Annotated in this window: 25 protein-coding genes and 1 pseudogene; 4 read left to right on the forward strand and 22 right to left on the reverse strand. The window is 31.3% G+C overall.

The window, feature by feature from the left end; all coding sequences use genetic code 11:
* Nucleotides 1-38: 38 nt before the first annotated feature.
* Nucleotides 39-518 carry a DNA-deoxyinosine glycosylase gene (locus ACYSNW_RS13425; protein WP_461745294.1) on the forward strand — a complete coding sequence of 160 codons (480 nt, stop codon included), beginning with the start codon at nucleotides 39-41 and terminating at the stop codon, nucleotides 516-518.
* A 72-nt stretch (nucleotides 519-590) separates the two neighbouring features.
* Here the strand turns inward: ACYSNW_RS13425 and ACYSNW_RS13430 are convergent, their stop codons facing one another.
* Together ACYSNW_RS13430 and ACYSNW_RS13435 are read right to left on the reverse strand one after the other, a co-directional pair.
* Nucleotides 591-1,535 carry an NADP-dependent oxidoreductase gene (locus ACYSNW_RS13430; protein WP_461745296.1) on the reverse strand — a complete coding sequence of 315 codons (945 nt, stop codon included), beginning with the start codon at nucleotides 1,533-1,535 and terminating at the stop codon, nucleotides 591-593.
* Between the two features lie 26 nt (nucleotides 1,536-1,561).
* Nucleotides 1,562-1,975: an Ohr family peroxiredoxin gene (locus ACYSNW_RS13435; RefSeq protein ID WP_461745297.1), complete on the reverse strand. Its 414-nt coding sequence runs from the start codon at nucleotides 1,973-1,975 to the stop codon at nucleotides 1,562-1,564.
* Between the two features lie 133 nt (nucleotides 1,976-2,108).
* Here ACYSNW_RS13435 and ACYSNW_RS13440 point away from each other — a divergent pair, with 133 nt between their 5' ends.
* A complete protein-coding gene (locus tag ACYSNW_RS13440; RefSeq protein WP_461745405.1) occupies nucleotides 2,109-2,537 on the forward strand; it encodes a MarR family winged helix-turn-helix transcriptional regulator in 429 nt (142 codons plus the stop codon).
* Nucleotides 2,538-2,566: 29 nt separating this feature from the next.
* On the opposite strand, the gene ACYSNW_RS13445 is transcribed toward ACYSNW_RS13440, so the two are convergent.
* Nucleotides 2,567-3,070 carry a restriction endonuclease gene (locus ACYSNW_RS13445; RefSeq protein WP_461745299.1) on the reverse strand — a complete coding sequence of 168 codons (504 nt, stop codon included), beginning with the start codon at nucleotides 3,068-3,070 and terminating at the stop codon, nucleotides 2,567-2,569.
* A 244-nt stretch (nucleotides 3,071-3,314) separates the two neighbouring features.
* On the opposite strand from ACYSNW_RS13445, the gene ACYSNW_RS13450 reads away from it, so the two are divergent.
* Entirely contained in the window at nucleotides 3,315-3,647 is a 333-nt protein-coding gene (locus ACYSNW_RS13450; RefSeq protein WP_461745301.1) for a hypothetical protein, read from the forward strand.
* 356 nt (nucleotides 3,648-4,003) lie between these two features.
* Here ACYSNW_RS13450 and ACYSNW_RS13455 read toward each other — a convergent pair whose 3' ends face one another.
* The 5 genes from ACYSNW_RS13455 to ACYSNW_RS13475 are packed head-to-tail and all read right to left on the reverse strand — an operon-like array spanning nucleotide 4,004 to nucleotide 8,647.
* Nucleotides 4,004-4,741: a sugar isomerase domain-containing protein gene (locus ACYSNW_RS13455; RefSeq protein ID WP_461745303.1), complete on the reverse strand. Its 738-nt coding sequence runs from the start codon at nucleotides 4,739-4,741 to the stop codon at nucleotides 4,004-4,006.
* Nucleotides 4,742-4,752: 11 nt separating this feature from the next.
* Nucleotides 4,753-5,997, reverse strand: coding sequence for a PTS ascorbate transporter subunit IIC (locus ACYSNW_RS13460; RefSeq protein ID WP_461745304.1), 1,245 nt, complete (start codon nucleotides 5,995-5,997; stop codon nucleotides 4,753-4,755).
* A gap of 12 nt (nucleotides 5,998-6,009) precedes the next feature.
* On the reverse strand, nucleotides 6,010-6,285 hold the full coding sequence (locus tag ACYSNW_RS13465; protein ID WP_461745305.1) for a PTS sugar transporter subunit IIB: 276 nt from the start codon (nucleotides 6,283-6,285) through the stop codon (nucleotides 6,010-6,012).
* A 21-nt stretch (nucleotides 6,286-6,306) separates the two neighbouring features.
* Complete coding sequence (locus tag ACYSNW_RS13470; protein WP_461745307.1) at nucleotides 6,307-6,735, reverse strand: PTS sugar transporter subunit IIA; 429 nt, start codon at nucleotides 6,733-6,735, stop codon at nucleotides 6,307-6,309.
* 4 nt (nucleotides 6,736-6,739) lie between these two features.
* Nucleotides 6,740-8,647, reverse strand: a complete 1,908-nt coding sequence (locus tag ACYSNW_RS13475; protein ID WP_461745309.1) for a BglG family transcription antiterminator — start codon at nucleotides 8,645-8,647, stop codon at nucleotides 6,740-6,742.
* Between the two features lie 301 nt (nucleotides 8,648-8,948).
* Here ACYSNW_RS13475 and ACYSNW_RS13480 point away from each other — a divergent pair, with 301 nt between their 5' ends.
* Entirely contained in the window at nucleotides 8,949-9,326 is a 378-nt protein-coding gene (locus tag ACYSNW_RS13480; RefSeq protein WP_461745310.1) for a hypothetical protein, read from the forward strand.
* Nucleotides 9,327-9,447: 121 nt separating this feature from the next.
* Here ACYSNW_RS13480 and ACYSNW_RS13485 read toward each other — a convergent pair whose 3' ends face one another.
* From ACYSNW_RS13485 to ACYSNW_RS13550, 14 genes and pseudogenes are all read right to left on the reverse strand, one after another.
* A complete protein-coding gene (locus ACYSNW_RS13485; RefSeq protein WP_461745312.1) occupies nucleotides 9,448-10,695 on the reverse strand; it encodes an IS256 family transposase in 1,248 nt (415 codons plus the stop codon).
* A gap of 359 nt (nucleotides 10,696-11,054) precedes the next feature.
* Complete coding sequence (locus ACYSNW_RS13490) at nucleotides 11,055-11,549, reverse strand: thioredoxin family protein (RefSeq protein WP_461745314.1); 495 nt, start codon at nucleotides 11,547-11,549, stop codon at nucleotides 11,055-11,057.
* Nucleotides 11,550-11,566: 17 nt separating this feature from the next.
* Complete coding sequence (locus tag ACYSNW_RS13495; protein WP_461745316.1) at nucleotides 11,567-11,788, reverse strand: hypothetical protein; 222 nt, start codon at nucleotides 11,786-11,788, stop codon at nucleotides 11,567-11,569.
* 16 nt (nucleotides 11,789-11,804) lie between these two features.
* Nucleotides 11,805-12,989: an ABC transporter permease gene (locus tag ACYSNW_RS13500; protein WP_461745317.1), complete on the reverse strand. Its 1,185-nt coding sequence runs from the start codon at nucleotides 12,987-12,989 to the stop codon at nucleotides 11,805-11,807.
* A 4-nt stretch (nucleotides 12,990-12,993) separates the two neighbouring features.
* On the reverse strand, nucleotides 12,994-13,665 hold the full coding sequence (locus ACYSNW_RS13505; protein WP_461745319.1) for an ABC transporter ATP-binding protein: 672 nt from the start codon (nucleotides 13,663-13,665) through the stop codon (nucleotides 12,994-12,996).
* A complete protein-coding gene (locus tag ACYSNW_RS13510; RefSeq protein WP_461745321.1) occupies nucleotides 13,658-14,638 on the reverse strand; it encodes an efflux RND transporter periplasmic adaptor subunit in 981 nt (326 codons plus the stop codon). Before ACYSNW_RS13510 ends, ACYSNW_RS13505 begins: the two co-directional genes overlap by 8 nt.
* A gap of 139 nt (nucleotides 14,639-14,777) precedes the next feature.
* The gene (locus ACYSNW_RS13515) at nucleotides 14,778-15,173 is read right to left on the reverse strand and encodes a thioredoxin family protein (RefSeq protein ID WP_461745323.1); all 396 of its coding nucleotides are present in this window, start codon (nucleotides 15,171-15,173) and stop codon (nucleotides 14,778-14,780) included.
* The gene (locus ACYSNW_RS13520; protein WP_461745325.1) at nucleotides 15,166-17,190 is read right to left on the reverse strand and encodes an ATP-binding cassette domain-containing protein; all 2,025 of its coding nucleotides are present in this window, start codon (nucleotides 17,188-17,190) and stop codon (nucleotides 15,166-15,168) included. Before ACYSNW_RS13520 ends, ACYSNW_RS13515 begins: the two co-directional genes overlap by 8 nt.
* Before the next feature lie 95 nt (nucleotides 17,191-17,285).
* On the reverse strand, nucleotides 17,286-17,831 hold the full coding sequence (locus ACYSNW_RS13525; protein WP_461745327.1) for a hypothetical protein: 546 nt from the start codon (nucleotides 17,829-17,831) through the stop codon (nucleotides 17,286-17,288).
* 635 nt (nucleotides 17,832-18,466) lie between these two features.
* Nucleotides 18,467-19,243, reverse strand: coding sequence for a LytR/AlgR family response regulator transcription factor (locus tag ACYSNW_RS13530; RefSeq protein WP_461745329.1), 777 nt, complete (start codon nucleotides 19,241-19,243; stop codon nucleotides 18,467-18,469).
* A 13-nt stretch (nucleotides 19,244-19,256) separates the two neighbouring features.
* Nucleotides 19,257-20,636, reverse strand: coding sequence for a sensor histidine kinase (locus ACYSNW_RS13535; protein ID WP_461745331.1), 1,380 nt, complete (start codon nucleotides 20,634-20,636; stop codon nucleotides 19,257-19,259).
* An 831-nt stretch (nucleotides 20,637-21,467) separates the two neighbouring features.
* Nucleotides 21,468-22,313, reverse strand: a complete 846-nt coding sequence (locus ACYSNW_RS13540) for a dihydrodipicolinate synthase family protein (protein WP_461745333.1) — start codon at nucleotides 22,311-22,313, stop codon at nucleotides 21,468-21,470.
* A gap of 535 nt (nucleotides 22,314-22,848) precedes the next feature.
* Nucleotides 22,849-22,920, reverse strand: a pseudogene (locus ACYSNW_RS13545) (type II toxin-antitoxin system YafQ family toxin); the annotation flags it as partial.
* 66 nt (nucleotides 22,921-22,986) lie between these two features.
* Nucleotides 22,987-26,373 (reverse strand): AAA domain-containing protein, encoded by a 3,387-nt coding sequence (locus tag ACYSNW_RS13550; protein WP_461745334.1) that lies wholly within the window; start codon nucleotides 26,371-26,373, stop codon nucleotides 22,987-22,989.
* Between the last annotated feature and the right edge of the window lie 441 nt (nucleotides 26,374-26,814).

A 26,814-nucleotide genomic window follows, 5' to 3' on the forward strand; every position in this document is an offset into this window, starting at 1 on the left:
AATCAAAAAAGCAACATTTCCAAGGAGGTCAATCATTTATGAAAAAAGGGCTTGCCCCAATCATTAATAAAAAAACAAAAATTTTAATACTCGGTAGTGCTCCTAGCGAGATTTCGTTAAAAAAACAGCAGTACTATGGAAATAATGGCAATCAGTTTTGGAAAATTATTTTCGACTATTTTCAAGTTCCTTTTTCTACTGATTATGAAGAAAGAGTTCAACTACTTTTAAACAACCAAATTGGCTTGTGGGATATTTATCATTCTTTTAATCGAATAGGTAGTTTAGATCGTTCAATCAAAGAGAATACAATCAATGATTTTCGTCCACTTCTTGCACAATCAACGATAAAGTTGGTTATTGCAAATGGCAAACAATGCGCGAATGAAATTCTAGAAAATCACTTGTTTGAACAAATGACTGTTATTTCTTGTATTTCTACAAGTGGCGCAGCTAATGGACTTGCTGCTGAAAGAAAAAAAGGATGGTTTGAAGCTTTAAATACCGTTTTTTTATAGCATAAAAAGCTTGGAAAATTCTATGAAAACTAGAAAATTTCCAAGCGTTTCTTTTTTATGTTAGTACTTTTTTTATTCAGCAACTAAAACAATTTTTCCAACAGCATGATGAGTTTCACTTAATTCATGAGCTGAAAAGACACCCGCTTGCGTTAACGGAAATTCCGCACCAATTACACTTTCTAGTTTACCTTCAGCCATTAACTGAACCAAAGTAGTTAGTTCTTCTCCATTTGGTTGTAGCCAAATCGCTTCAGCATGAATCCCTTTTTCTTTGATTATCGGATCTTCTTCAATCGATAAAATACTGATCAACCGTCCGCCAGATTTTAACACTGTAAAACTTTTCCGTTGAATTTCGCCACCCATTGTATCAATCACAAGATCAATATCGTGCAAAACAGTTGCAAAATCAGTTGTATGATAATCAATCACTTCATCCGCACCTAATCGTTTTAATAAGTCATGATTTTTTTCACTAGCTGTTGTATAAACAGTTGCACCAGCATTTTTTGCTAATTGAATCGCATAGGTTCCAACGCCACCTGCTCCAGCATGAATCAACACTTTTTGCCCTTTAGTCAACTGTCCATGCGTAAATAATGCTTGGTATGCTGTTAAACCAGCTAATGGTAAAGCCGCCGCTTCATCAAAATTTATTTTTTCGGATAAAGGAGCTAGCAAGTGCTCATCAACAATTGTAAATTCAGCATAGGTTCCAAATTTTGTTGTGTCAGGTCTAGCAACGATTCGATCGCCTACTTGCCAATTTGTTACTTCTGAACCTACTTGTTCGATAATCCCGGCTACATCCCACCCTAAAACAATAGGAAATGTCCATGGCATCATTTGTTGTAAATAACCTTCACGTAACTTCCAGTCGATTGGATTTACAGAAGTTGCTTTCACACGAACCAATACTTGATTTGCTTTTAATTCAGGCAAGGTAATTAGTTCTTCAACCAATTGTTCTTTGCCACCATAGTGATTAATCACTACTGCTTTTGTTTTTGTCATAATCATTTCTTCCTTTCAAATCGTTCCTAAATTGCTTTGACACTTACATCAATGTTTCCTTTCGTTGCGCGTGAATACGGGCATGTTTGATGCGCTAATTCTAGTAGTTCTTGACTTTGCTCTAAAGAAATCCCTTCGATATGTCCTTCGATTTCTACTCCTAACTGAACATCTGGTAATTCTGTTTGACTTAAATTATATAAAGATACAATCACTTCAATCGTAGAAGCACCCTCAACTTTCGCCTGTTGTTTTACATAATCTAATGCGCTATTGAAACAAGCACTGTACCCTGCCGCAAAAAGTTGTTCAGGATTCGTTGCATTTTCTTCTTTACGACCTGGTGGAACAATAGTCAGTCTAAATTGATTATCGGGAGAATGAACCTCTCCATTACGTCCACCAGTATTGATCATTTTCGTTGAAAATATTTTTTTCACTTCAATTCCTTCTTTCTTTTCCAGCATTTATATTTGAACACAATTAGATTGTATACAATTTAGTTGTGTTTGACAATTTATTTGATTTTGATACACTTAATAAAGGTAATCGAAAGGATGATAAGAAATGACAATCAACGAACATCCCCTGCAGAATGAATTATGTTTTCAATTATATGTTGCCTCAAAAGAAATCATTCGTGCCTACAAACCTTTTTTAGATAACTATCATTTAACTTATACTGGCTTTATCGCTTTAAGAGCTATCTACGATGGCATTTCAGTCAAACAACTAGGGGAATATCTTTTTTTAGACTCAGGTACATTAAGTCCATTATTAAAAAAATTAGAAAAACAAGGCTTGATCCAGCGAACACGTGCGAATCAAGATGAACGTCAATTAGTGATTGAGTTGACTGAAGCTGGTCTAGCTGTTCAACAAGAGTTACCTTGTCTTTCAAAAAAAGTTTATGATTCGGTTACAAAAGATATTGCCGATCCTAATTATAGTTCGTTGATTCAACAATTGATTGAATTAAATCAACTATTTCGGATGAACTAAAAAGTAAAAAACAACAGCTAAAGATTTTGTTATCCTTCTCGCTGTTGTTTTTTTATCATTTTATACAATTCGTCACGATCAATTAGATGGACACCGGTTTTAAATGCTAGTTCTTTAGCTGGTTTTGTGAAGTAACTATTGGTAACGACATAAACCTCGTCTAAATCATAAAAACTTTTCCCCGCATGCGCTTCTTGAATCGCTTTATTACCAACATTCTTTTTGTATCTTTTACATTGATAACCGATTTTTTGATTATTGTTAAGCGCCAAAACATCAATCCCTTGATCTCCCTGATACTGAGTGACTTTTACCTTTTGAAAATTTGATTTTCTTAATAAATTGGCGAAAAAATATTCAAACTTTTCACCTGACATTCCATCAATCTCACTTAATTCATAATTTTTATTTCTTTCAATAAAAAAGCAAATAATCCTATAGATATAATTCAACACTATAAATGCCAGTAAGGCCAACATTACTTTACTTTCAAATAATGGTTTTATCATTGTAAAAAAAGCATTCCAATCCACTACTTCTTCCCCCTCCCTATTATTCTCCCATCTCTCAAAATCCATCTAAATAAAATTATAACCTATTGTCTGAAATTAATAAATAAATTATTTGAAATAGGTTAAATTACAAAACTTATAAATAGTGAATTTTGATAATCAATAATGATTAACTACCGTAAAACATGTTATAATTAGAGAAAGATATTAAAAAAATAACAACGAATATCTCTGTAAAAAATTAAAAGTTGGGGGATTTAATTTTATGAAAAAAACTATGTTTGGGTTAATGACTGTATTTATTATGATTTTCTTAGTTGCTTGTGGTTCTAACAATTCAGTTAAATCAGACTATACAGAATCTGAATTTGAAACGGCATTAAATGATGGAAAAGATGTAGATGGAAAAACGGTAAAAATTAAAGTTTTAGAATATGTCCCAGATGGTACTTTGGGTTTTACCATTCAAGCAGGTGAACATCTAAACTTTATTTCATCAGAAAATCCAAAAGTTAAAAATGGGGATGAATTGGTTGTAAAAGTAAAAAAAGTTGAAAATTTGATGGGTTCATATATTATTTCTTATGAGAAAATGTAATTCACTGATGATATTCAAAAAGCTAGAATTCCAATTTTTGGTTATTCTAGCTTTTTTTAATTGAAAAGAATTAATTTTTTTACGATATAACTCTCTATTTTGTTATTTATTGAATTTTGACGTTGTCTCTTATTCTTGCTCATACTTATTGCGATAAATCACGAAGAACGTAGTGATTCGATGATGCATCGTACCTACTTGGTTCTCGGAGCTAACCGCTTTTGACCCAACCTCATTTTCTTCAAGTTGGTCACTCGAATACGTTTCTTTCGATTCTAAACACGTACTGTAATTTCTAGAAAATCTCTGTATTCATTTTACTAAATATTCCTAACCCAATACTGCTGACAATTTCTCTAAAATTTATAATGAATGATTTTCTTATATTCTTGATAGAGCTCTTCATTTAATTGATCGCCACCATCAATATTGGCACTATAGAAAATTGGCGGTTGTGTCATTCCTTGATTCACTAATTGCTGACAAACTTCTGTAACTATCGTATTCAAGATTGTTGCACCAATCACTGTTGAGGATGGGGCTACTTTTTGCTCTAAACCATCGATTGTACACATTGCGTCTCCAATTTCCCCATGATTATCGATTACTACATCACATAGCTCAAACAACCTTTTTTTACTAAAATGACGAGAATCCACTGTTTTAGAGTAAGCAAGATTCGTTAACCCAATTAGTTTAACTTGGTGTTTTTTTGCTTCTAATGCCAAATCGATAATAATAGGATTTCGACCTGATACTGAATGCAAGATTAATACATCATCTTTCTTAAAAGATACTTTTTTGGCAAGTACTGTTCCATATCCGTCTAGCCGTTCCATCTGACTTGTCAGCGTGATTGGTTCATTATCTAACATGATCTCTCGCCCAAAAATTGGATTGATTGGCATCAAACCACCAGCCCGATAAAACATTTCTTGAACTAAAATTCCTGCATGACTAGCTCCAAAAATATAAATTGCATTTTTTTCTTGTATCGCTTTGGTAAGCATCGAACTCGCTTGAGTAATGGTTTCTTTCTCCTCTATCTCAACGATATCTAGCTTTTCTTTGATTTTATCAAAATATTGAAACATTTATTTCCCTCCTAGGCAAAAAGTTGTCCTAATAGTTTTGCAAGAATGCCGAATAAAGATAAATCATTTCCTCCAAAAATCAATAACCAGCTTTGAATCGTTCCGCTAAACATTGCCGCTGAAATTCCTACTAAAATAACCATCACAACTGAAGCAACAATTGTCCCAATTATTGACCCACGTAACCCACCTTGCCCTTCGCCAATCACTGCGGCACAACCACACTCGAAAAAGCAAGTAATCACTAATGGGATCAGCATTACACCAAATACATTAAACGTATTTGCGATAATGATGAAGATTGTTGAGGTAATCATTGCAGTAATAAACCCAATAATGACAGCATTTGGACGATAATTAAATAAGATTGGCGCATCGAAAGCAGGTTTCGCGTTTGGAATTAATTTTTCTGAAATCCCTTGGAAGGCAGGCACAATTTGATTAATCAGTAGACGAACCCCATACAACATCACTAGTAAGCCAGCTCCAAATTTTAGTCCTGCATTGAACGCAGTCATAAGAATACTTTCACCTTCTGGAACCAACGTTGGTGTTATAAAAGAAATGACAACATACATAAGAACCATTACAATAGCTCCTGTTACAGATATTTCTCTAAAAAAAGACAATTTTTCAGGAACATTCAAATCTTCGGTTGACTTCTCTTTATTCCCCACTCGTTTTGCAACAAATCCAGAAATTAAGCTTAAAATTCCTGTTGGATGACCAATTAGAAAAGAATCATCTCCTGTTGCTGCCCAGACATATTTACGCATAATCCACGGCATCAAAGACCAGTAAAGGGCTGATAAAATAGCTCCAAATACGATCAAAACAGTTCCTTGAAGTCCAGCTTCCACTCCTCCTGCAATAAAAACAAAGGGAAACCACCATAACATATGTCCCGTTAAAAAGACTGTTTTGACAGGCGTAAAACGAGCAATTAATAAATGAATAATGAGTCCTAGGAACATTGCCAATCCAACAGTCCCTCCATACTCTGCGGTAAATGTCACATCATTTAATCCTTCAGCAACATTTGCACCAATACTTTCTTGAAAAGCCGTATTAATTGGTGCAATGACACCAACTAACATATCAACTCCAGCATTTAAAATAATCATCCCAAACGCTGCACTTAGCGTTCCTTTAATTACATCGGAAACAGATTTCTTTTGAATAATCAGCCCTAACATCGCAATTAAACCTAACAAAATCGGTGGATTTCTTAAAATATTATTAGTAATAAAGTCCATCTTGGATTCCCCCTATTTTTCTGCTAAAAACTTTTCAACTTGCTCTTTGACTTCTACTTTATCCATATACTTTTTGACAGGGTAAACGGGTGCTGACACGGCTCCTTGAAGTTCATTCAATAATTCTGCACTTGTGAAATAGACATCCGCATGCATTGATTTTGCAGTAGAAAGATCCGTATTTTCAACCTCTGCAGTAATTCCTAATTCTTTGACAACTTTTTCAATCGTCATTTTTAAAACCATTGAACTTCCAACACCAAATCCACAAACGGCTAAAATTTTCATTTTGTTTCCTCTTTTCTAGTTTTATAGTATATTAATAATTTCTTCTTTATTCCCATTCAAAATCGTTTCAAATTTTGTTTCATCCATTAATATTTCGGTAATGCTCTGTAAACTTTCAATATGACTTGTTGAATCCGGAGAAGCTAAAATTAAAAAGATTTTCACTGCTTTGCCCTTCATATCTACAACTTGATCTGCAACTAACAAGCTCATGGAAAGTTGATTTACTCCTTCGCCTGGCGCCGCATGCATTAAAGCAAAGTAGTCCGTCAACACCATATATGGTCCATTTTCATTTACACTCTTAATGATATTCTCAGTATACAATTCAGTAATTTTACGTTCTTTTTCTAATGGATAACAAGCCCTTTTTACGGCTTCTTCCCACTCGTTAATTGAAATTCCCGTCATAATATGTGAATCAATCAACAACTCTCTCACTTCGGACATTGACTCATCTCCTTTTTAAAAATTGAATAAATTCTTTTTTCTTCTCAATACTAGCTAGTAAAAACTCCATAATCTTTTCAGAATGGTGAATATCACTCTCTTTAATACCTAGTAAAATCAACATATCTACTTTTTCTTGATCCCAATTAATTTCTTTGTTTAAGATTAAAATTGAAACAAAACTTTCTTTGACATGAGCAGGATTCCCATGCGGAAGTGCGACTCGATCAACTAGATACGTCGATGATAATTTTTCCCTGTTCCAAACTGAATCCTTAAACGAATCAGTAATTAAATCATTTTTCTCTGCTTGATTTAATAAAAATTCGATTGCATTATTTTTACCTTTGATATCTGAAAAAAACACATTTTCTTTGATGAATGAATCCATAACTAACGCTTGATCTTTAACACTTACTGATTTATTGAAATTATCTTCTTCAAATACTAAATCAATATAGAAAGCAGTAAGATTTTTCATATCTTGTTTCGTCATCATTGGAGATACGTTAAGAATAGGAACCGGTGCATTTGGGATTGGCGTTGTTGAAATAATAAAATCAACTCGTGAAAAATCAACTGTATTCATTTTCTTCAACGATATCGTCTCATAACTCAAAATAATTGGTAATATGCGTTTAATTTTTGAACGAATTAACGAACTGGTTCCCACTCCATTAGGACAAACAAATAGCACTTTCTTTAACTCTTTATTCCGTTCAATAGCTGCTTGAAAATGTACTACGATAAAAGAGACCTCTTCTTCAGAAAGTTCAAACTTAAAAAAATCCCGAAAATCATTCAATGAAAACCAGACAACTGAATATAGAAGTGCATAGCGATTTTTTATTTCACTCAGTAAAGGATTCGTGATTCTCGTACTTGATTGTAGCCGATAAATTAATTGATACATGTGATTGCATAAATCTTTTTGCAATTTCATATCAGATATTAGCGACAACCCAATACTCTTTCCTACATTCTCTATCAAAATTGAAATTTGTGTAGTAAATGTTTTAGGATAAGGTGTTTTTCTGACAAAGGTTCGGATTCCCATACCTAAAAATAATTGATTGATATATCGTATTTCCTGCTCATTGAATTGGTAACTAATTATTTGCGCAAGCTCTTCCACTAATTCAAACGTAATTGGATACGGTTCTAGTTCTATCAGCTGATCGGCTAACGATGGATTACACTCGTAGTCTATCTTATTACAGTCATAACTCCTGCGAACTAAAATCGCAATACTTATCGAAATAATTGCTAAATAGTTTTCCGAAACAAGCAACTCTCTTTTCTTTAAACTTTCCTTCAAACTGAAACAAACTTGAGTGACTAATTCTTCATTCAGCCATTTTCCAAAACAAGCATAATTACCAGTAAAAATGAATTGTCCATTAATAAAACAATGATCAATCAAAATTCGTTTGATTAGTTGCTGAATCTCACTTTCAGTTCCTTTAAAATACGTTCCCTGTTTATTAGAAGTAAGCCTCAAATTTTCTTTCGCAAAAATAAATTTAATCTCTTGTATATCATTTGCAATTGAACTTTTTGACACAAAATACTGCTCAGATAGATTTTGAAAACTTAGACGTTCTCCTTGAACCAACAAACGAAATAAAATAAGTACTTTTCTCTGTTCTTGGGAAATAAATTGGTGATTCAATGTTGTTAAATAAAGTGATTTAAGCAAATCAATTTCTTCATAAGTTAATGGTTTCATTGTGCCATTGCTGATACGAATAAATCCTTTACATCCATTTACTTGAGTGACTTTTTCATTTAATAAAAAAATATCATTTCTTACCGTTCGTTCAGATACATTAAACTTTTTGGCTACCTCCTTAACTGTTAACGGATACATTTCTATTAGAGATTTACCAATAAAAATCATTCGTGTATTCATTTTCATCATCCTTATCTGCCTTTAGTATATCGTCTATAGTTTTAATAAAGAATACCAAATCTTTGCCAAAAATAAAGCAAAATACCTGTACAAATCAAGATACTTAATCTGAAAATTTATTTGTAATAAGAAATATGGTAACCTTAAAATCAACGTTAATTTTTAGATATTTTATAAGTTAATATTATGTTACAATATTGGGAGTTTACTGAATCTAAAATAAAATATATACGGAGGTAGGGAATTTCAATTGAGTAAATAGAAGAAGTCTTCAAGTTGTGGGGGTTGGATTGCCCTTTTTTTGATTGGAGTAGTGATCAATTTGTTTAAAGCGTATCCTGTATCTACTTCAATAGGATGCGGGTTACTATTAGTAATTTGGCTCTTCTCTCTTTCTTCTGAATCAAAAAAATCTCGAGCAGAAATGAGAGAAGAACAAGCTCTTATTGTGAAAGAAAGTAATCTTGAACAGAAACAGTTGAATGCTACAGCAAGACAAAAACAAATCGAATATAAACAAAATAAATTGAAAACAGAAAAACTGAAAAAAGATTTAGAAAATAAGCATTCTAAAGGAGAAAAACCAGATTGGCAATGCCCTTATTGTAGAAGTATTAATTCTGGAGATATGTACAAATGTCCAAATTGTTCGGGTTTGTCAAGTAAAGTGTATAACTGACAAATAAAAGAATGAAAAAGAACATTAAGCCATTCCTAAATAACCTTTGGTCAAAAGGGTATAAAAAAGAAACCTTACCAAAAAAAGGAAAATTTGATGTTCTTTTTTAGTTCCTTAGTGACTAGGAAATATATAAGCTATAGGTGTTGATGCGCTCAGAAAACTGCTCATTCGCCATTAATTGATTTAAGACCATCGGCCAATTGGGAATAAACCCAGCTGTCCATTTCTTTTCCAATTCTATTACTCGTAGATAAAGAAGCTTCAAAGGAGCCGTTTCATTTGGAAATGCGCCTTTTTTAGTTACTTTTCTAAAGCTGGAATGAATACTTTCAACGGCATTTGTTGTGTACATAATTTTACGTACTGCGCTGCCATAATCATAAAGTTGTTCTACATGAGAAAAATTTCGTTTCCAAACCTCTACTGCACCTGAGTAGTGTGACCAACGTTTTTGAAAGGCATCAAAAGCACTTTGACAAGCTTTTAATGAAGGAGCACCATAAAACTTTTTCATTTCCCGAGAAAATTCCTTGTAGTCTTTATACGGAACATACCGAAGCGCATTACGCACTAAATGGACGATACAACGTTGGACGATCACCTTTGGAAAAATAGATTTTGCGCCATCTTCAAGACCAGAAACACCATCCATAGACATAAAGAAAATGTCCTGTACACCGCGAGATTTCAATTCATCAAAAATCTGCATCCAGCGATTTTTACTCTCAGTTTCATTCAACCACAACCCTAAAATATCTTTTTTCCCTTTTAAATCATAGCCAAGAATTGTATAAACAGCGTATTCTTTGACTTCATAATTTTCTCTTAACGTCACATACATACAATCCACAAAAACAAAGGCGTAACACTTCGCCAAAGGACGATTTTGCCATTCCTCCAGTTCTGGAAGAACAGAATCGGTGATTGTAGAAATCATTTCGTGAGAAATGGAGAATCCATAAATATCATCAATGGTATGAGCAATATCTCTTTGAGACATGCCTCTGGCATACATGGATAAAATCTTTGATTCTATAGCCGAAACATCACGTTCTCGTTTTTTGATAAGTTCTGGTTCAAACGTGGCTTCTCTGTCTCTAGGTACATCAATAGGAACTTCTCCAAAGCTTGTTTTTACTTTCTTAGAACCGAATCCATTTCTTCGATTGTTCGTTTCTTTCTCCTGTTTTGAATGGATATCGTAGCCTAAATGATGTGTCATTTCGCCTTGAAGCATTTGTTCAAACAAGGGACCAAAAATATCTTTTAAAGCATCTTGCATGTCATCGACATTTTCTGGATTGTAGCTTTCTAGAATGGTTTTCGCTAATTCAACAGTTTTAGGGTCTCTTTTCTGTCTTGCCATATTCTCGCATCCTTTCATTATTATTTTATCTGAATTTCCTTTACACGAAAAGAAAAACTGTATAAGCAGCTTATCTAGAATTTGCTACTTACACAGTTTATTTTACACTCTCAATTGTTCTGCTTCTAAAGGGACATGAGGAAGTATATTCATCTACAAATGAATATACTAGAACTGTTTCTACGACAACTATTATTTAAAATAGTTAAAAGGAGCTGGTAAACAAAACCAGCTCCTTTTTGCCTAAAGTCTGAACGAAGCCTTGGCTTTAATTTTTATTACTTGGTATCTTTCGAGTTAACGCTTTTTTAATTGATTATTTTTTCTTTCAATATAATATGTCACTAAATAATATGTCACTAAATTTTTGATAAAAAGTAATCAAACTCATCTATATCTGTTCCATTTTCAGGCGTCCAATTTACTTTATCAACTATTTTTCCCAAACTGAATCTTGCAATTGTAGGTGTATACTCTATTCCAAATTTTTCTTTAAATTCATCCCATTTTTGTTCATTTTTCCTTAATTCAGCAACATTTAAATAAACAATATCACTTGTTAATTTTTTGTTTTCTAACATTTGAATAAACTTTGGCTCAAATTTAGTACAGTCAGAGCAACTTGGACGACCAACATAGACAATTACATCTTCTTTTTTCTCAATTTTATCTTCAAAATTTTTGAGCGTCATAGAGTCAATTACGTTATAAATAGGTGGATATTTTGTTTGTTCTTCTACTAATAACTTTTTTAAATATGCTACTTCATTATGATTCTTCCAACAAAGATAAGATAATGAAATGAAAAATAGGAAACAACCTAATAGAGTTACACTTTTCAACTTCTTTCTCATTACGAACGCTCCTTCTATTAATTATCATCCATAATAATCTTATTACCATTTTCTTCCTGTTCTTCTTTGAATTTTTCAAAGTCATCTTCATTTGTAAAAACCTTAACATTACTACCTGATACTTCATCTACACCATATTTATGTCTTAAATAGAATAATCCACCTCCAATTATTCCCGAAATAACAATAACAATACTCAAAATACTAATAATTATTTTTTTCTTTTTATTCATTTTCATCTTAAATGTTCCTTTCTTATCTGACTAATTCAACAACATCTTTTTTGGAAGCATTCCTTGATGGAACATAACTAAATACTAATCCAACGATTACTGATATTCCTATTGCTAACAATGCAACAAATGGATCAAAGAAAAATTCAAAATTCATTACCCAACTAATAGCTTTTGCAAGTGCTAAACCTATTAAGTAACCAATAATTCCACCAAATACTGTTAATAATAATCCCTCTAATAAAAATTGTATTTGAATCGATTGCTCAGTTGCGCCTAACGTTCGTCGAATACCAATTTCTTTATTTCTTTCAGAAATAGATGTGTACACCATATTCATTACTCCTATACCAGAAATGAAAAGAGAAATACCTCCAATAAGTGAAATAATCAGCGTCAAGGTTTTTAAAATTGAACTCATAGCATCAGCTGCTGCAGCATTACTTGAATCATGATATTTTCCCAATTCTTTCATACTCCCTTTTTCATCGAGTAACTTAAGTACCTTATCTGAAACATCGTTTAGACTATAACTCGTAGGAACTGTAATTTCGATATTTTTTTTATCTGATGTATCAAAATAATCATTATACGTTTCCGTATTCATTTCCAGAAATACACTATTGGATATTGACGAGGAAAAAACACCTTTGACTATAAAATTTTCACTATCTATTTCAATAATATTACCTATTGCTTTATTCTTATCTCCATCAAACATCTGTTCAACCAATTTAGTTGAGATTGTGACAACCTTATTACCAATATCAGACGATGATAATTTGGTTCCTTTCAATACATCTTTACCATCACTTTCAATTAATTGAATTTTTTTTCGTTCTTCTTCATTTCCAACGACAATTTTTTTCTCTCGAAAAATCTCATCCGGTTTTTCCTCTTCAAATGTTACTTTTGAAACACCTAAAATAGTCGCAATATTTTCTAGATCTTGCTCATTATAATAAGATAAATTACTATCATTAAAACTAGATTCTGATGGCATGAATGATATTACAGCCGTATTGTTTTCCGTATCCTCACTATCTATCATTTTTTTTAATGAATATTTTTCATATCCTCGACCTACAGAAACAATCGCAATAACAGCAGCAATTCCAACGATGATTCCAATAATGGTTAATGCACTTCTGCGCCCATTCTTAAGGATTGCCTTTATCGCAGATTCAATCAAAATAATTACTTTCATCTAATCACCCCACCACACTACCATCTTTTACAAGAATTACTCGATTACAATATTTTGCAGCCTCACTATCATGAGTAACCATCAAAATAGTCACGTGATGTTGGTCATGCAATTCTTGAAATAAACTCATAATGTCATTTGACGTTTGGCTATCCAAAGCACCTGTAGGTTCATCTGCAACAATAAAACTTGGACTATTTGCCAATGCTCTTGCAATTGCAACTCGTTGTTTTTGACCACCAGATAATTGATTTGGATATTGGTCCTGTTTATTCAATAACCCAACTTTGTCCAATTGTTCTAGGACAATCGGCTTTGCATTTTTATGTGAAAAACCGTTATAAAGTAAGGGCAATTCTACATTTTCATAAATCGTATTATTTTCAATCAGATTAAAAGACTGGAAAACAAATCCTACATTCTTATTTCGTAATTGAGAGAGTGATTTATCTGAAAAAGAACGAATATCTTTTCCTTCAAAGTAATAATTTCCCGAAAATTGTTTATCTAAAAAACTAATAATATTTACTAACGATGACTTTCCAGAACCACTAGGTCCCATAATAGCAGTAAATTCATTTTTTTTTATATGCAAATTGATATCATTTAATACATAGAACGATTGACTTTCATTATTGAGCGTGTATGTCTTATTGATTTCAGACAGTTTAATCATCAGTTAGTTTCACTTCCTTTTCAGATAATTTAGAAACATTTTTGATTATTCTGTCTTTTTCTTCCAAACCACTTGTCACTATAAAATAATTATCTGATTTTTCTCCATTAATTTCTGATTTTTTGGCTTTTTTTCCATCAATTTTGTATACATAAAGCTTTCCTTCATCTTCCATAACACTAGATAATGGGATTTTAAATTCCGACATTTCTAAAAATAATTGTAGATGATTGCCATTTTTTATAAACTCGTTGCATTTAATCTTTATTTTGTAACTTGAAACTTTACTTGTTGTATCTTCCGGAAATGAAGCTATTTCAATAATTTCTCCACTCATTTTTTTTGCACTACTAACATTCTTTACTTGCAACACTTGTCCAATATGTAACTTATTCACATCATACTCTGTGGCTTTCATCTCAATTAACTGATCTTTTGAGAATATTTCTGCTATGGGTTGTCCATTTTCTGCAGTAGCAGTTGCATCATGTACCACTGTTCCATCAAAATCAGCATAAATTTTAGCTACTGCATATGTTTTTAACGTTTTCACTTGGTTTTCAATATCTTTTTTTTCCTCATTTAGTTTTTCAAGTTTCTCTTTATTAGAAGCTGTATCTTTTTCCATTTCTTTTGTCTCATTCTGATTTTTTTGCCATTTTACTTCTTGTTCTAATAAGCTATTGTTTACTTCTAAACTATAATAGGCTGCTACTAAATCGCCTTTCAGTACTTCGTCTTTGTTATTTTTTTCCAAACGAATCGTCTCTCCAAATTGTGAGTTAAAAGTAATCGCTTGTTTTCTTTGGGAACAAGCTACTCCAGAAAATGACAACGGTTCTGTAGCTGAAATAGTAATATCATCGTATTTTGTTTGTGCTACTTTTTTATTATCCTTACAACCAGTCGTTGCATAGATACAGAATAAAAAAGTCGTTAGTATAATTGTTTTTTTTACATAGTGTTTTTTCAATTTTGATATCTTCCTTTTCTATAGTTGATTTATATCAAGTATAGATCTTAATTGCTAAGGTTTCAGAGTTGTTTACTTATACAATCAATTATTTACTGGAATAACTGCTCTTAAATAATTGATGTATTACCCAAACGTTTTACTTTAAAATATTTATCGTTTCAGATATCTCTCTCGCTCCTTCATAGCGATTAACAATCTTTCCATTTTTGATTTCAAATAGAATAGGGACTGAATCCACATTCTTTTCTGATAAAAATTCTTTATTTTTTTCACTCAAAAAATCCATTTGATAGACTACCGCATCTGTTTCCACAATTGCATTTTTTAGAATAGGTTTATAAATACCACAAGCCGCGCATTCTTCACTAAAAATATAGATAAATTCTGATCGGTTTTTCCCCATTGAAGAAACTTCATTGACAGCTATTTCTCTAAACTCATTTTTTTCAACTTTTTTATCTGTTATAAATAAAATGACTGCAGCTACAATAAATAGCGTACAAATCGCTCCTACTATAGTAGGTCTATTCATTCGTAACCACTCCTGTACTAATTCCATAAGTAACATCGCAATATTCTAATAAATCATTTTGGTGTGTCACAATTATTACAATTTTATCTCTTAATCCAGTTACTTGTTTTTTAAATTCTCGAATTGCTTCTTTATCTAAATTACCCGTTGGTTCATCAAATAGATAAATCTCTTTTTCTCTTAATAAAGTTCTCATTAATAGTATTTTTTGTTTCTGACCAACTGAAATATTACTTCCGCCATCTACAATAACGTAATCATCTGCTAAATTTAAAGGTAGAGGATTAATAGTATGAGTATCTGTGACCTTTTCACCAAATACTGAAAAATCAATATTATTTTTAACCGAATTTTGATAAAGATGCATATCAGTTGAATAATAGGCGATATAATCGATAATGTTCGTTTGATAAAATGTAGGAAATGATTTTTCATTAACTCTAATTGTTATATTATCTGCTTTGGTATACCCAAGAATAACGTTTAACAGAGTTGACTTACCACTCCCGTTTGGACCATGAATCCCATATAATTTTCCTTTTTCAAAAGTGAAATGGGCATCTTTAAAGATAGTCTTATTCTCATAAGAAAATGACAAATTTTTAATTTCAATCTTATCAATTGTTAGCGTTGTAATAATTTGCTCAATTTTTGTTTTTTTTGTATCTATTTCCTGTTCATTTTCAATATAATTAATCGCATTTTCACTTTTTTTGTATCCTATCCAATCCGAATAGATTGGTTTAAAACTTGATGAAACTAAATAAAGTAACAATAACCCGTTTCCTAAATTTTGTAAGTATACTAAGTTTCCTGTTTTAAAAAAATAAAAGAACAATAGAAAGTAAGTAAGTAAAATTGCCAAATTGAATACTTCCAAAATGGTACTCATATTTGTTTCCTTTTCTGTTAATGCAATATTACTACAAAAAAACTTATTCATTTTTTTATAAAAAAAATGGTTCGCTTCATTTTCTTTTCCAAATGAATGAATATCACCAGCTGAACTAATATTTTCTTCAAAGGTTGCTGACAATGTATTTGCATTAATTAATGTCGTATTATATAAATTTTTTATTTCAACTGATTTTTTAATTGAAATTATGTATAAAATTATCAACCAAAATAAAATTATTACGACACAATAAGGGCTTATTATAGATAATATTATTAATAATATCCCACCATATAATAAATCGATTGCCAAATAATACTTTTGAATAATTCCAGCAATTGCCGTCATTAAATTCCAGAAATAGGCCGTTTTTTGAGGTGTATTTTTATTAAAAGATATATCAGATGACTCAGATAAATAATAATGTTTTAAAACCTTTTTTTGTGCCTCGTTTGTGAGTTTCACCTTATAAAAGGCTACTTTACTATTTACTAATTTAAAAAAAATCATTATCGGTACATAAGCTAAAATGATGGCATATACTTTATTAAAACTCAATTCAGCAGTTTTATTCATGATAATATAGTCGAGTCCCAGAACTGAAAAAATTGGAAATATCATCTTCAAAATTGTAAAAGAAACTATTTTGATTCTAGTTGTAATACTCACTTTTTTTATTACTTCTTGATATAAATTACGGGCAAAAGTATTGACTGTTTTTTTCTTCTCTATTTTTTCTATGCAAATAACTTTATTAGAAAAACTACAAATAAACTCATCAAGTGGTAATTGTTGAATTTGATTTTCACTTGGATTTGAAATAATTATATTGTCATCTTCAAAATGATGAATGACAATATAGTGTGGCATTCCATCTTGCTCTATTACTGCAATAATTGGGAACTGTTTTTTTTTTAGTTCTGTAATATCGTCCACTATATACGCATCGGTTTCAATACCATAACGAATAAATATATCCATCATATTTTGAATCGATAAACCTTGTTCTGTTTTCATTTTGGCTTGATTATATACTTGAGAAAAATTCTTTCGATTGATTTTTAACTGATCAAGTAAACTAAGTGCCACTGCTATTCCACAATCATTCATTGAATTTTGCATATTATGCGCATACATCTTTACACTTCCCTTTCAGACAGTAAATTAATCTCTTAATTTTTATTACTCATTAAGAATTATCTTATTAATTTAAACTATTAATCTACGATTTGTTTCCCTTGTACCATGACTTTAAATAAGTTACGTCTAATTTCTGCTGGCATTCTTTCATCAAATGGTTCCAATGGGGTTAACTTCCCTTCCTGATTACAAGCTAGTATGTCATAAGGTTCTGCTAATTCCCCACTAAAATTTGCCTGATATTTTTTTGCAATTTTTTTAGAAGTATCTTGTCCTAAATCTGTTTGATACAAATCAATGGATAGTTCTGAACAAATTGATTTCGCTTCTTTCAATGCCACTTGGTATTCACTGCTCTGCGAATTACCAACAAAGAAAACTGTTTCTTTCGATGTATCCATCTTCTTCAATAACTCATCTACATCAATTTCTACTATATCAACATTATCAGAATCATTTTCAATTGCAGTACTTTCATTAACTTTTTCTGTGGGCTGACTTGATGTATTTTGATTAATACTTTGTTTCGTATTTTGCGCCTCCTCATTATCATTAGGCTTACTACATCCTGTTACGAATAATGCCATTGTCCCTACTATCATCATGATCTTTCTGTATTTCATTATGAACCTCCTAAGAATATTAAAAATCATACGTACAATAATACTGTGTACCTATGATTTATCCGCTCTATTTCAATAGTTATAGTCAAATATTCCATTACAAATCAATAGTTAACCATTGATTCGTAATGGAACAAACAACTATAGTATTCTGATTAATAATACGTTACACAACGCCACCAGCCATTACCAATGTAGTTACAAATAGTAATCCAACCTGCTTTAACAGCATTTCTTTCACTTTTATTCATTTTTCTCATTTTTACACCCCTCCTTATTACTAATTAATTTCTTGATGACTAATCAAAAAAAGAGAGTGGAAAAAAACTAAGAACGCGCCACTTACCCATTCAATCTTTTTTGTTGAATTAATCATGATGCTAGTATAATATTAGTCATGAGTTAATAACAAAATATGACTTAAATAGATTTTATTTTCCTTAATAATATACTTCGAATCCGTTCAGGTAATACCTGAACGGGCTAATCTTTTATAATTCAGATAAGAATAAAAAAATAGGCGACAACTCATGAAAAATGTTTTTCAACTTTCAATGAGTAATCGCCTATTTCAAGAGAATTTTTACGTAAAAATTTTAATCATTTTAATAAACATGTCAAATTATTTTTTCTTATTACTTTCCTTTTCGTCCACTTACCATTAATTCATAAAATTGTTTTCTGTTTTTTCTCGAACAATCAATCTTCACACCATTCGATAAAACAAATTGATCAGACACTTTGTCTTTTCCTTTAACTTCACGCATATTGACAAGATAGCTCCGATGACTTCTAAAAAAGTAATTTGGTACTTCTTTTTCTAGTTTTCCTAAACTACCATTACATTCAAAAATTTGCTCTTTTGTTGTAACTTTCAACTTATGATTTCCTATAGTTTCAATCAGTAAAATTTGCTCAATTAACACGAATTTCTCTTCATAGTCCGAGACAAATCGGATACTTTTCCCTTCGGATACACCATTCGTTGCATTTAGCTCCTTAAGCTCGATCCTCTTTTCAATTGCTCTAAAGGAGGACATTATTTTTTCCTTCAGTAACTCAGAATCAACTGGTTTAATGATATAATCAAAAGCGCCTAATTTGTATTCAAATGTTAGAAAACCGAACTCAACATGAGACGTAATAAAAATCATTAGCCCAAATGGATCAATTTCTCGAATTTTCATGCCTAGTTGCAAGCCATTCGTATCCGTTCCTTCATAATCAATATCTAAAAAGTAAATATTTTCTTTTCCTTCACCAACTTCTATGTTTGCTACTAATTCTTTTGGGTTTGTTGTGGCAATCTTTATTTGTGTTTTTAACTCTGAAAACATGATTGCTTTTGTAACACTATCTTCAACTAGCTTTAAATGTGTGTTATTGTCATCGCAAATGAATATAGAATACATCTAATCACTTCCTTTATATCAAAATCACTATTTTTTGAATTACTCGATTATTTTCACATATTGTTTCAAGGAAAACATTTGGATACTTATCAATAATTTCCTTGACATTTTTCAAACCAAATCCACGATTCTCTCCTTTAGTAGAAACAAATCCTTGGAGATGTTCCATCACTTCAGCTGAAGACTGCTCTGTACTATTCATAACTAATAAAACAAGTTTATTCACGTCATTGATGAAAGCAATTGTCAATTCGCCGTAATCCGATTTTCCAGCTTCCTCAATCGCATTATCTAACAAAATGCCTAATACTCGAGCTAAATCAATGGAATCTATTTTCTGAATCTCGATAAATTCTGAACATTCAACTGCTACTCTAATTCCTTTTTGTATGGCTTTAATTATTTTAGTAGATACCAAGCCTTTTATTTCTACACGATTAATATACTTCAAACGTTCTAAGGTTCCACTCTCTATTTGACCTTGTTTTTCCATTAACTCATTTTTCATTAGATATTTTTTGAGTGCAACAACATCTACTTGATCCTCCATAATAAAACCGTTTATTCCTAACAATAAATTCCGATAATCATGCTGTACTTTTTGTATATCTAATTGTAACATTTCTAACGTATCAATATATTGACTCATCATTTCCTTATCACTAATCAATCGTTTTGTTTTTTTTGATTTGCGGACCTCATAACTTACATACCATAACATAAGCCCCATAAATAAAGTAAATATAAAAAAGATTTTTCTTGCAAATATAACATTTAGCATTAACTCATCATTTTTTATGTTCACTACTTCTCCATTACGACTCTGTCTTTCCAACGAGTCATTGCTGTTGCCAATAAAAACTGTCGTTCTAGGCGTCAATGAAAAAATTTGACCACCTAAGATAATCAATAACAATACGACTGATACAACCCTTCTTCTTTTTTCTGAAAAAAAATTTGACATATCTATTCGAAACTTTTTCTCTAATATGTTTGATAAGAAAATTTGAATAAGAATATTTAATACTGCCACTTCAATACTTAAATCTAACATTTTCATAAAAGTTAAACTTAGTAAATTTAGAGAATGGATGACAAAGATATTTTCAACCAAAAAAAAGAGCGTCATCGGTAGATAATCTTTCTTTTTCCCGCCAATCATATAATACATTGTGAGATTAACTAAGGAAATAATCGTCAAATAATGGCTCTCAGAAAACATCATATTTTCACTTTGAACAAATGAAAAGACTACATATATCATACATATAATGACATCCATTCCCAAAATAAGCCACGTCATTTTTCTCGAACATTCATTTTTAAAATAACTACTCAAGTTAATATTTAACGCAATGATATTCAATGCGATCGGTATGATTAAATGAATCATTACACATTCCTCTCGTTTTCAATGTAATAAACTGCTAGTATAAGTGTACCATTTATTTAAGTTTTATGACTATTTATTTTACACTAGAGATTCTTTTTTTCTGTAATAGTCAACCATTTATTAGGTGATTGACCTTTATTTCATTGACTATCCTCACTTTCCTCTTAATTTTTTCTTTACCAATCTTCACAACAACTTCTTACTTTTTTACGTTTGGCTTAAGCTTCTACGCTTATGATAGAGACAGTTACAAGAAAGAAGATGATAACAGCTTTTGAAACCATTCGATTTATTTCATTCATTTTTTCGGTTTTCAAAGAAAGCCGACAGGCTGTACCAAACTTTTGAGTGTAAGAGGCTCATTTGCCTCTTACCTTAATTATTAAAACTTATCACTTTTTTACCAACTTTCTATTTTGTGGATGAACGTGGTGTTTAACTCTCAGGAGACTAAACAGATGTTTGTTCTCTATCCATCGAGGTGTAGGTTCGAATCCTACCGTCCACGTCGTGCTTTTGCACTTTATATAAATACTTACTTTTGAAAGGAATGGTCTTTTATGAAACACACTCTGATGATTACTGCTGCTTTAGCCACTTTGTACGCTGCGATTGCCGTTCCCATCTCGTTTAAAAAGAATAGATATATTTATAAAGCCAAATAGTAGATGCCGGAAATGAAAAATGAACAGGAAAAAAGGGTTCACTCATGAGCTGATTTGAGTGAACCCTTTTTTGTTTAGTTATTAGTATACAACTTATTTATGTCCAAAATCTTATTCTAAAAATAAACACTCTAGAATGTATTCAACTTAAAATTATCGGTAAAAATTAATCATACGTTTCAACTTCACTATTGCCTAATGGACTTCTTGGTAAACCCATCTGTATCTGTTCTTTTTTTGTTAGTTGCTCTTTTAAATAGACAAGTGGACTATTTTCATAAAGTTTGTCCATCTCACCCTCTAATTGTGGATCTGGATTATTCCCTTTTCTTAAGTCTTCAAACCACTTTTCAACTTCTAATGGATACAAATTTCCAGCAATAGAAGAAAGTCGGTTAAATCCCAGGTCTAATTTCTCTTTTAACTTTTTCTCGCCACCAACATAAAATAAAAAATCGTTTGGTAGTTTTGATTTAAATTCCGGTATCCGTTTTTCATCGCCCGCTTCTTTTAAACCAATGATAGGACATGTTTTCACTAAGGTTAGCAAAGAGGAAAGCTCCAAATTAAAGCCTGTTCGTTTCGGATGATTATATAAAATAATTGGTTTTTGACAGACTTGCGAAATAGCTTCAACATATCGAATCACTTCTTCTTGTGTCGGTAAAATATATGGCGGAAAACCGACTAAAATACTTGAAATTTTCGTACTGCTATTTGTTCTCTTAGCTAAGGTTACCGCTTCTTTTTGGCGTATACTAGCGATTCCAAAGATGATTTCAAGTTCAGGTTTTATTCGTGGTTCCTTTTCTATTCCAACTAGTAATTGTTCTTTTTCTTCAAGTGTAAGACTATGCTGCTCTCCTGTAGAACCACAAACTAAAACAGAGTTCAGTCCACTATTTTGAAGATACACGATATGATCCAACGTTGCGTTTACATTCAATTCTTCATTTTCGTAAAAGGCTGTAGGTACAGCCACATGGTAAAGATTTTTTAAATAGGTAGTCATTTCACTTGCTCCTTTTCTAGATTTTTCGATAAATTATGTTTGGTTTATCTTAACAAAAAAAGAAATGAAACAAAAGTTTTTTCAAAAGCTTCTTGAATAAAATGATAAAGAATAAACCAAATGCTATACCTTCTAAGAACGTTTGGTTCTTTATTTGACTCCCTCAGGGAATTAGCGAATTTTTGTTCGCTTTTTTCTTTGTTCATCTTGATTCTTCTTCAATATTTTTTCATGCTTATTGTAATTTTATGGCTGATTGATTTCTATAGTTATCAGGGACAATAAATTCTACTCTTTCCTTAAAATAATTGATTGATAAATCATTACCCGACTTTTCATTTCAAAATCTGGAAAATAGATTTCTTTCATCTTTAAAACCATCTTCATAGTAAACATTTAGTGTTCACAGTATCTTTATGTTTAATAGAATAAATTTTAAAATTTACTCCCGTTTATTCAATTAAAACACAACCTAAAATAGCTCCCTATGAGAGGAAGTTCATATTAAAACTAATACCACGTTATTATGGTCAATTTAATAGATCAACAACCAATCTATGGGAATATGACATTCTCGAAATTCTTCATCATTTCCTTTCAATCCATGCTCTTTAAATTTTCAGTAAATGATTTTGGAGTAACACAATAAATAAACAGATATTTTCCTAAAAATTTACTTAATTATTCTTTCATTCAATAATTCCAATCGACTATCAATCATTTCACTAGCGTCTTTACCATAAAAAACGATAGAAGTATCCCAATTATAGTATACATAATCTTTTTCTCTACTAGCTGAAAACCAATTGAATGATCCATCTACTAAAGCAAGCTTATCTACAAGAATCATTTTGCTATGAACATGATTTAGATCAATTAACTTGGCCCCTGTCTGCTCTAACAACTTTCTGCCACCTTCATAACTTGCTTTTCTACTTTGATTGATTGAAGGAGAGGTATAGATAAAAATCTCTTTTCCTTCTATCACTTTTTGTTGTATCAAATCCAATAATTCCAAACAATAGTTTTGTAAAGTATAATAGGATACGTAAGGTGAAACAATATGAATACATTTTTCGGTTCGATTAATCAGTTTTTTTAAATAGTCATCATGATCTGGAACACCTTCTATTCTTTGGACATTTCCCTCTGATACTCTATTGTATTTTTCTAACCCATGAATGGCATTGTATTCTGATGCAAAAATAATTTTTGCTAGCTGAGCTGAAGGCGAATTTTCATCTAAACTGAAAATATTTGTATCTCCAAAAACTAAAAAACTATCTTTGGCTCTAGATACAGCAACATTTAACATGTGAACACTTTTATCAAAAAAGTACATCCCTTTATAAGAAAAATCATAGACTGTTGAAAAAATCACTACAGATTTTTCAGCTCCTTGCAATGCATGGACTGTACCAACAACAATGTCATTTTCTTTAAAGCCTAATTTTTTCAATTCGTTGTTTATTACAATTTTTTGTGCTTTAAAAGGTGTAACTACTGCGATAACCTCTCCAATTGTTTTCTTATTATACATTTTCAATAATATATCTTTTTGGTCATTGATCCAATTTGCTATCGTTCTAGCTTCTATTACATTTGCCAAACTATTATCTTTTCGCATCATTTTCCCGATAATATGTCCGTAGCCCATAGGTGGTAGCTTATCTTTATAATAACTCTCTGCTTCTTTTCGTTTTGCTTCTAGTTTCCCATCATATGCCAAAGTGTTACAATAAGAGATAATTTCCGGCAAGCATCTGCGATGTTCACTCAGAAATAAACCTCCGCTTAAATGAGAATATTTATGGAATTTACTTCTAATCTGAGCAACTTTCATCAAGTTACCGCAAGATGCGGATAGTCCATTATTCATGAATAGCGACATTTCATCTTGATTCGTTGTAAGCAATTTAAGAATATTGCCTTTATCTACCTCTGTTGTCATACTCCAAATAGGCTCAATTTGTTTTGTATCACCAACTGCTAAATATTTTCTTGCAAGCGACAGGCTAGCTGTGCTTATCTCAGGACTAACTTGCCCTGATTCATCCGTAATTAATAAATCAATAAAATTAAACATCGGCTTATTTTCATAAGAGAAAAACACTGGTACTTGGTAAAGTGTTCCAACAATACATGGTGTCAACATAGCACTTCTGGTCCATCTTTGTTGATATTCTTTGATTGTTTTAACAGAATTAGTTAGTTCCTCTTTTTCATTCATTTCATCGATAGAAATGAGCCACTCAGCTTCCCAATAATGCGTTGCAAATAAAAATAATAAATACCGAATCGTTTTATCTAAGTGTTCATTGAGGTGATCGTAACTTAATGCTTGATCTACATAATACCTTTTTAAAAGTAGTTGGTAGCGTTGTTCTTCATTCTTTATATTTTTATAACTAGTTGCTAATTGTTCTTTTTTAGCTGATAGAGAATTGGCTAATTTTTTTTCATTTTCTAATAATTTTTCTAATTCCTCAATTGAGGATAGCTCATTAAGTTGACAGAATTTCTGTTTTCTTTCTTGTTCACGTTTTTGTTTTAGATATGGAATTATATCTAAAATATTACTTGCTTTGGAATTAAATGTTTCCCAATCCAAACAAGTTTCTTTTAATGATATAACTTTTAATTGGTTTTCGTCTATCGAATTATTAATTTCATTCAACAGATTATCCAGTTCAGCTGTCAATTCTTTATAATTTTTCCTTTTTGAAGACATTTCAATAAGGTCATTTAGATCTTTAGATAACGTTACTAACCAACGATGAATTTCTTTTTTAGCTAGTGTAATAGTACAATCGTTTTTATTAAAAGTTTGTTCAAAATTTGATAAAAAATACGCTTTTGCTTGTTCTAAAAATTCAATTGATTCCATTCTTTCTAAATAATCACTATTCTCACTGCTAATTTTTGCTTTCATCGCTGCTAAAGATTCTTCAGAATATTTCTTTTTGTTAACAATATATAAGCCATAACTGTCTAGCTCAGGAATCCACCGCTCTTCAAATAAGTCGAAGTTTTTCTTGAATGAATGTAATTCTGAAAAATCAGGAAAGTGATTTAAATCAAAATTAGTTCCTTGGCTGTTATCTATTTGAAAGCTTTCAATAACATTTGTTACCGCTTGATTATTGGTTGAGGAAACAACACAAATTGGCGGCTGTTTTTGATCAATAGCGGCTTTAATCCAGTTTGAAGCGATGATACTTTGCAATAATGTAGTTTTCCCTGTCCCAGGAGGACCAGTTACCCCCATGATCTCTCCGTTATCCAGTGTATTCATATGTCGAACTACTTCTCGTTGGCTAGGAGAAAGTCCGAAAGTTGGTTTCATTTGGCCTAAATGAAATTTATCCATTTCTATTTGCTTTGTTTCTGATAAAAAATTGGGGGCTGTTGAACTATTCTCATTACCTAAAAAATTGTTTAATAATGGTAACTCTCCGTTATGATTTACTATCGAGTCATACAGTTTTACAATTCGTTGAGCAGCTCCGCCATTGGATGCTCCTTTAAATAGTAAAACATTTTCATCTACTTTCTTAAACCAAGAAATTTCAGTTAAATCAGTTATCTTTTGTTTACATACATACTCAAACAACTTATTTGTCAATTGAGTATATTCGTTCCAAGGTAGTTCCCGAAAAGAATGACTTTCTATAAATTGAAGATAATCCTCATTTTCTCCAATAACAGATAATTTTGAATTCTCCACTGGCGCAAGCAACATTCTTGGAATCCACGGAACGCCATAATCTATATGTTTCAACTCACCATTATTGGTTAGACTTGCTGGGATAATTAAAGGATACAATCGCTTTTCAGATTTACCATATCCAGATTGTAATTGGATTGGAAACAGAAAAACTTCAATTTCTTCCTCATTTTCTTCAAATAAACGCTCTAATACCTCTTCATTTAGATCTTTGACAACTCCTGTAATATAATCTTCAAAAGAAATTTGAAGAGATTTATTTTTTAGTGGTTTTACTTCTGATAAAGAAGCTTGTTCTAAACTCGTTTTATAATAGTTGACAATTCTTTTCATTTTTTATTTTCATCCTATCAAAAAATATTAGCATCTTGTTAGATTATTCATTTCCAATTAAATCATATAACATATTGGTAAGAATTAATATAGATTGAATGAAAAATATTGTCTATTCCTGAATTTTAAATTAAAAGGAAACTTTCTTCATTAGTTAAATACTTCAAATCAGCTCCAGCTATTTACTATCGAATTTTTATTCGCTTTTTTCTCTGTTCGCCTTGATTCTCGCTGTCGATTTATTTATACTTAGTGTATAGAATGGAAATAAAAAAGCTGAGTAAGTCCTGATTCAGAACCTCACTCAACTTTATGACAATTTAATCTTTGGCACCTTTTTGTTTGGCTGGCACCGAACAGAAATGGTCTTGAAAACTTCAAAAACTGTCCACATCAGTTTGCCGATAGTAAACGAATCACTAGCTTTTTTGTTGTGTCTCT

Source organism: Enterococcus sp. LJL99 (genome assembly GCF_054871725.1).